General features: G+C 62.7%; 6 protein-coding genes. All 6 read right to left on the reverse strand.

Annotation, left to right across the window (positions count from 1 at the left end):
* Positions 1 to 61: 61 nt before the first annotated feature.
* On the reverse strand, positions 62 to 1,759 hold the full coding sequence (recN, locus tag HMPREF2559_RS00770) for a DNA repair protein RecN (RefSeq protein WP_066489230.1): 1,698 nt from the start codon (positions 1,757 to 1,759) through the stop codon (positions 62 to 64).
* A gap of 65 nt (positions 1,760 to 1,824) precedes the next feature.
* Complete coding sequence (locus tag HMPREF2559_RS00775) at positions 1,825 to 2,766, reverse strand: NAD kinase (protein WP_066489232.1); 942 nt, start codon at positions 2,764 to 2,766, stop codon at positions 1,825 to 1,827.
* Positions 2,766 to 3,581 (reverse strand): TlyA family RNA methyltransferase, encoded by an 816-nt coding sequence (locus HMPREF2559_RS00780; protein ID WP_070539228.1) that lies wholly within the window; start codon positions 3,579 to 3,581, stop codon positions 2,766 to 2,768. The genes HMPREF2559_RS00775 and HMPREF2559_RS00780 overlap by 1 nt, the downstream gene beginning before the upstream one ends.
* The gene (locus HMPREF2559_RS12615; protein WP_141629264.1) at positions 3,581 to 3,781 is read right to left on the reverse strand and encodes a hypothetical protein; all 201 of its coding nucleotides are present in this window, start codon (positions 3,779 to 3,781) and stop codon (positions 3,581 to 3,583) included. Before HMPREF2559_RS12615 ends, HMPREF2559_RS00780 begins: the two co-directional genes overlap by 1 nt.
* Positions 3,781 to 4,764, reverse strand: a complete 984-nt coding sequence (locus HMPREF2559_RS00785) for an HAD-IIA family hydrolase (protein ID WP_066489238.1) — start codon at positions 4,762 to 4,764, stop codon at positions 3,781 to 3,783. Before HMPREF2559_RS00785 ends, HMPREF2559_RS12615 begins: the two co-directional genes overlap by 1 nt.
* On the reverse strand, positions 4,764 to 5,813 hold the full coding sequence (locus HMPREF2559_RS12255) for a tetratricopeptide repeat protein (RefSeq protein WP_082723252.1): 1,050 nt from the start codon (positions 5,811 to 5,813) through the stop codon (positions 4,764 to 4,766). Before HMPREF2559_RS12255 ends, HMPREF2559_RS00785 begins: the two co-directional genes overlap by 1 nt.
* Positions 5,814 to 6,348 lie beyond the last annotated feature (535 nt).

Below are 6,348 nucleotides of genomic sequence, written 5' to 3' on the forward strand. Positions count from 1 at the left end.
GATTGTCCCACTTCTAGGCCTCCCAGCGTGGGAGGCGCGCGGCAGCATCCCCGGCTCGGGCCTATTTATTCGCTTTCTCCTGCCGGAACTCCGCGACTTCCGCCTGTGCGCGGTCAAAGAGCTCCTGCGCGTGCGCACGCCCCGTCTCCGTGCCGTCGAGTCCCGCGAGCATGCGCGCCAGCTCCTCTACGCGTTCCCTCTCGCTGAGCGTGCTCACGCCCGAGGTATACATATCCTTCGCCACGTGGAGGTGCGTAGTCGCATACGCCGCCACCTGCGGCAGGTGCGTCACCACGATGACCTGATTGCGCGTCGCTAACCGCGCCAGGCGGCGTCCAATCTCCACCGCGGCGCGGCCACCCACGCCAGCGTCGACCTCGTCGAAGACCATGGTCGTGCCCTCCGTATTCGCCGAAAGCACGACCTCGAGCGCCAGCATGACGCGCGAGAGCTCGCCTCCCGATGCCGTCGCCGCCAGCGGCCGGCCATTGAGCTGCAACTCCACCTCGTTCGCGCCCGTCCTCGAATACCGGGCGTCCTTCACCGCGACCGTGAACTCCGAGGACGCCATGGCCAGCCCCTTGAGCTCCGCCGTCACGGCATCCCCCAGGCGCCGCGCCGCGTCCTCACGCGCCGCCGTCAGTGTCGCCGCGTGCGCGATCATCTCAGACTCCGCCGCTTTGACCTGCTTGGCCAGCTCTTCCAGCGCCTCCGTGGACGTGTCAATAGACGCCAACCGCTCGTTCGCGTGATCCCGCCACGCAAGCACGCCGTCGATATCCGGCGCGTACTTCCGGGTGAGTGTCTTCAGCTCTTGCTGCCGCGTAAGCGACCTCTCCAGTTCCTCCGGATCCGCAGGCAAATCTGCCAGGTACGCGCCAAGCTCACCGGCGATGTCGCCCAAGCGCGACGTGATTTCCGCCAGCTGCTCCCCCAACGCCTTGAGCTGCTTATCCTCCACGCCCGACAGTTGCGCCTGCGCCTGCCCCAACAAGGACGAGGCCGCATCTTCCTCGAAGCCCTCTTGCCCGTCGATGCTCCCCAACGCGACCGTGGCTGCCTCGCGCAGACCATCAACGTCCTGGAGCTTGCGAATGCGCTCGACCAAATCCACGTCCTCACCCGACTGCGGGTGCATGCCATCGATCTCATCGACCGCGAACTGAAGCCGGTCCACTTCCTGTGCCAGCTCGCGCCGCGACTCCGTGCGCGTCTTATAGTCCTTGGCCAACGCACGCCACGTACGGAATGACTCTGCGTAGGCCTCGCGCAGCGGCGCGACCGCCGGATCCGACCGATCCACGGCTCCGAGCTGCTGTTCTGGCGCGAGCAACCGCAGCTGATCGTTTTGCCCATGGACCGTAAGCACGAGCGACGAGAATTCCCCCAACGTCGCCGCCGGCACTGAACGTCCGCCCAGGTACGCCTTCGAACGCCCCGCAGCCGAGACCGTACGCGCCACGATAAACTCGCCGTTCTCATCCGGCGAGCCGCCCGCGTCCTCCACGACCGTCGCGGCCGCCTGCGCAATATCCGGCGCCGCCGTATCCACGGCAAATGTGCCTTCCACCGAGGCCTTCTTCGAGCCCTGGCGCACACGCGTGGAATCTGCACGTCCGCCCGCAAGCAGGCGCAAACCAGTGACCACCATCGTCTTACCTGCACCGGTCTCACCGGTAAGCACGGTCAATCCCGAGGACAACTCCGCGCTGGCGCGTTCGATAACGCCCAGGTTCTCGATCGTGATGTCTGCTAGCATGCCCCGTAGTCTATCGTATTTGTGTTCGAAGCGTCCACACGTCCGCGCCCACGTCCGGCAACGAGTTAGACCGAGTAGTCGTCGCCGCCGCGCTGCGGGCCGCGCCACCCCGCCACAGGCAGCCGGAGCTTGCTCACCAGACGATCCGTAAAGGGTTGATTGTCGAGACGCACCCAGCGCACGGGGCGCTCACCCTTCACGGCCTCCACGCGCGCGCCGGCAGGCATATCCAACCGCCGAAAGCCGTCCATGCTCACCTGTGCCTCGGACGTCGACGACTCGGATTCCACGGCAACTCGCGACTGCGGCGAGACCACCAAAGGCTTGGTAAACAAGGCATGCGCGTTGTTGGGTACCACGAGAATGGCGTCGAGCTCCGGCCACAACACTGGTCCACCAGCGGAGAAGGCATACGCCGTAGACCCCGTGGGACTCGAGATAAGCACACCATCGCACCCAAAGGACGACACCGGGCGGGCGTCAATTTCCAGCACGGCGTCCAGCACTCCCGAATGGTCGAGGCTTTCCACGCTGGCTTCGTTGAGCGCCCACGAGCGTCCGATCTCTTTACCGGCGCGGTCATAGACGACAACGTCGAGCGTCATACGATCCTCAATGCGGTAGGTTCGCGAGATCACCCGCTCGATGGCCTGTTCCAGGGACTCCGCCTCCCACTCAGCGAGGAAGCCCACGTGGCCCAAGTTGATGCCCAGAACCGGGATGTCCACCGCATGCGCCAAGTCTGCGGCGCGCAGGAAGGTGCCATCACCGCCCAAGACGAGCACCATCTCACACCCTTCGGCCGAGGCCGGCTCGTGCGGAACGAGATCCAGTCCCGACAGATCGACGCCCGGTGCCGGCGTCGCGCACACGCGCACCGTAATCCCCGCGTCGCGCAACAATTCCGCAGCGCGACGCATGGAGGCGACATTGTCTTCGCGCCCGGTGTGCGGCACAAGCAAAATCGTCCGCTGCGCGTCCTGCGTGCGGTCCGGCGTTGCGGTCATTACTGGGGTCCTTCCTCAATGGCCCGCACAACCATGTCGTGCAAAGCCTCGGCATCTGGATGCGTCGTTCCACCGTCTTTGACCAGCCAGAGGAAATACTCAACGTTTCCGCTCGGACCCGGTAGCGGTGACGCAGCCACTGCTTTGCAGCTTAGTCCGAGGGTCCGGGCAAAGGCAGCGATTTCTTCCGTGACCTCTGCCCGTAGCTCCGGCGATCGCACCACGCCACCGTGCCCCAAGCGGTCCTTTCCCACCTCGAACTGCGGCTTGACCATCGGGAGCAAGAATGCCCCATCGTTCAAGCACTCCACAATGGCGGGCAGAACCAACCTGAGCGAGATAAACGATAGGTCGCCCACCATCGCGTCGCATGGCCCTTCCGTGACCTCAAGCGTGAGGTTACGAATATTCGTCCGGTCGAGAACCATGACGCGCTCGTCGTTCTGCAGACGCCACAGTAGCTGTCCATAGCCCACATCAACGGCAAGCACCTCCCGCGCGCCATGGCGCAGGAGCACGTCCGTAAAACCGCCTGTCGATGCCCCTGCATCGAGCACCCGCAGCCCGTCAACCGAGACATCGAACGCCTCCAGCGCGCCCAACAGCTTGTGTGCGCCGCGCGATGCCCAATCGTCTTCCTCGGCCTTCTCAACGCGAATGGAGACTTCAGGCTCGACGATGGTCGCTGGTTTCTTGGCTTGGAAGCCCCCGACGTAGACGCGACCATCCTTAATCCAGTCGACGGCTTGTTCACGTGAACGCGCAATCTTGCGGCGCACGAGCTCTGCGTCGAGACGGCGGCGTTTGAGGGCCATTAGTTCTCCTGAAGTACGTCACGCAGCACCGTGTGCGCGCGATCAAGCTGTTCAAATTCTTCGCGCAGATCCGCTGCCGGTTCGCCCAAGATATCACCGACACGCGTGTCGACGGACTCAGGACTCACCACCGAGTGCGGATCATGCGGCTTCGGGGCGGGCCGATGACCAGGCATGGACCCTGGAGTTGGTGCAGGCATCACCACCACGCCTTGACCGCACGCTCCGCTGCCTCAGAACGCGGTTGGATGTAGCGTGGCGGCTTGGGCAGCGCCCAGACGACCTCGAGCACGGTACGCAGCGCCTGCGTCGGTGTAGCGCCCTCATCTCCATGCTCAAGCAGGACATCATAACCATCGACGCGGGCCGTGAAACCACCCTGCGCACCCGGACGTGCTTCTGCCCGCTTGAGACCCAGATCTGCCAGTGTCGCGCCAATGTAATCGGGACGGTGCTTCTCCGGCGCCTCGATAAGAGCCATCGGGCCGCTCACTCCGGTAAGCACGTGGAAGGTGTCCATCGCAGCGGTATTGCCGCCCAAGATATCCGTGTCGAGACGGTCACCGACAGCCAAAGGCTTCGAGGAGCCCATCATCTTAGCGGCCTGAATGAACATCTCAGGGCCGGGCTTGCCCGCAGACAGCGGCTCCACGCCCGTCGACGTCGTAATAGCCGCGACGAGTGCACCGTTCCCCACTGCAAGACCGCGCTCCGTAGGCAACGAGGTGTCTAGGTTGGATGCAAAGAACTGCGCGCCCGCACGGATAGCCAGCGCCGCCTCAGACAGTTCGCGCCACCCAAGGTCCTTGCTCATGCCTTCGAGAACCGCCACCGGCTTGTCGTCTGCCGAAGAAACGACCTCAAAACCTGCGTCGCGCGCAAGCTTCTTATACGAGTCCGCACCGACCACCAACACCTTGGAGCCTGCCTTGATGTGCTGTGAGGCGAGGGAGACTGCCGCCTGCGCAGAGGTAAGAACATGCTCTGGATCGGCCGGGATATCTATAGCGCGCAACATCGACGCCACCTCTTCAGGCGCACGCGACGCGTTATTAGTCACGTAAATGGCTTTGACGCCACAGGCGTTAAGCACGTCAGCGACACCGGGAAGAGCGACGCCGCCCTCCCAGACTGTCCCGTCTAAGTCGAGCAACAAGGCATCATGCGTGGACAATAGACTCATTACAGTTCCTTGAGACGATCAGCGGCGTCAGTCGCTTCGTCCTCGTCGATCGCGACAGTGTGCTTGAACCATTCCTTAGCTTCGTCCGTACGACCAGCCTCCAGCAGTGCGTTGGCGTATGCGTAGCTCAAACGAGCAGCGCTCCCGCCGCGTGCCGCCTTATCCGGGCGTGCGCGCTGGATAGTGACCACGGCTGCTTCCGCCTGCCCCATATCAAGGCGTGCACCAGCAACGACAATAGCGAGCTCAATCTCGCCATCGCGATCGAGCATCTTGGCTTCTTCACTGCGGCCAAGCTCAATAGCTTTCTGCGGTCGGCCGAGCCCACGCTCGCAGTCCGCCATGACAGCAAGCATGCCCGGGCCGCCGGAAATACGGCGTGCCGCACGCAGTTCCGCCAGAGCCTCTTTCCACTCACCTGCGTGGTAGGCAGCAACGCCATTGATCTCGCGTGCCACGGACACACGACCCGCGCGATCCTTTGCCGCACGTGCATGGCGCAATGCGAGCTCCGGGTCGTCCTGCATGAGCATCGCAGCCATAATCATATGCTTAGCAGTCGCCTCAGCATTATCCTTCGACAACGACTTCAGGTCCTGAAGCACCGAAGGATCAAGCTCGTTCATATCGATATCGGACGGGACATCCGGGTCGTTCTGGCGACGATTGATGCGTTCCTCACGGAAGCCCGAACGCTGCGGCGAGTGACTCCGCTTCTTCTCATCACGGCGGTCATCGCGACGGCCACCTCCACGGCGGTCGTCACGACGGCCATTACCGCGGTGGTCGTTGCGACCACCACGTCGGTCGTCACGGTGATCGTTACGGCCGCCGCGACGGTCATCACGGCGCTCATTACGATCGCCACGGTATCCGCGGCGCTCGCCGTCCTCACGGCGGTCACGACGGTTGTCATCATCGCGCCCGGAGCCGAACGACGAACGCCCGCGACCCTCGTCGCGACGGCCATTACGGCCAGAAAACTTCCCCTGTGGCTTACCGCCACGGCGATCGCCATCGCGGCGCCCGTAGCTGTTGGAGTCAGACATATAGCCTTGCACTTTCCAGTTCGATGAATCAATCAAATACCCAGCCATACTACCCGCTACGGGAACAAAACCCTAGCGGCCACCGCGGGAACCAGCTAAAGAAACGGCAGTATTTCAATGAGCTCCCGTCGCCTGAAATTGGCGAACTTGAGTACATCAACCATCCCTCGGATCGAAATGGCGAGCGGTTACTCCGAGAGCAATTACGTCACAAGTACGAAACCAAAACAATCCGAGCCACGGCCCTCCTTTAACGCATGGAGCGCTAGAACATTACCAAGGACTGCCGCCGGGCCGGTGCGACTTAACCGCTACGTGCGTTGAAGTGTGAATGAGTCGTCTACAAACCGAAGAGAGTGTTGTGACTCGTTCATGTTTCACCAATGACACGCCGGCGCGTGGATAGACCTGTCATGTGAAGAGGGTGTGCGGCGTCCCTGTAAAACGCGTAAAAGCAGCGCGGGCCGAAAGACACTTTTTGTCTTTTGGTCCTCGCTGCGTGTTATGTAGTTGTTGTTTGTTGTTTTTATGTCGG

This window comes from Corynebacterium sp. HMSC072G08 (assembly GCF_001809185.1).
GTDB lineage: Bacteria > Actinomycetota > Actinomycetes > Mycobacteriales > Mycobacteriaceae > Corynebacterium > Corynebacterium phoceense.

Excerpts from the sequence above, each read along its gene's own strand:
- HMPREF2559_RS12615 (WP_141629264.1), bottom strand. The coding sequence starts at position 3,781 with ATGCCTGCACCAACTCCAGGGTCCATGCCTGGTCATCGGCCCGCCCCG.
- HMPREF2559_RS00785 (WP_066489238.1), bottom strand. The coding sequence starts at position 4,764 with ATGAGTCTATTGTCCACGCATGATGCCTTGTTGCTCGACTTAGACGGG.
- recN (WP_066489230.1), bottom strand. The coding sequence starts at position 1,759 with ATGCTAGCAGACATCACGATCGAGAACCTGGGCGTTATCGAACGCGCC.
- HMPREF2559_RS00775 (WP_066489232.1), bottom strand. The coding sequence starts at position 2,766 with ATGACCGCAACGCCGGACCGCACGCAGGACGCGCAGCGGACGATTTTG.
- HMPREF2559_RS00780 (WP_070539228.1), bottom strand. The coding sequence starts at position 3,581 with ATGGCCCTCAAACGCCGCCGTCTCGACGCAGAGCTCGTGCGCCGCAAG.
- HMPREF2559_RS12255 (WP_082723252.1), bottom strand. The coding sequence starts at position 5,813 with ATGTCTGACTCCAACAGCTACGGGCGCCGCGATGGCGATCGCCGTGGC.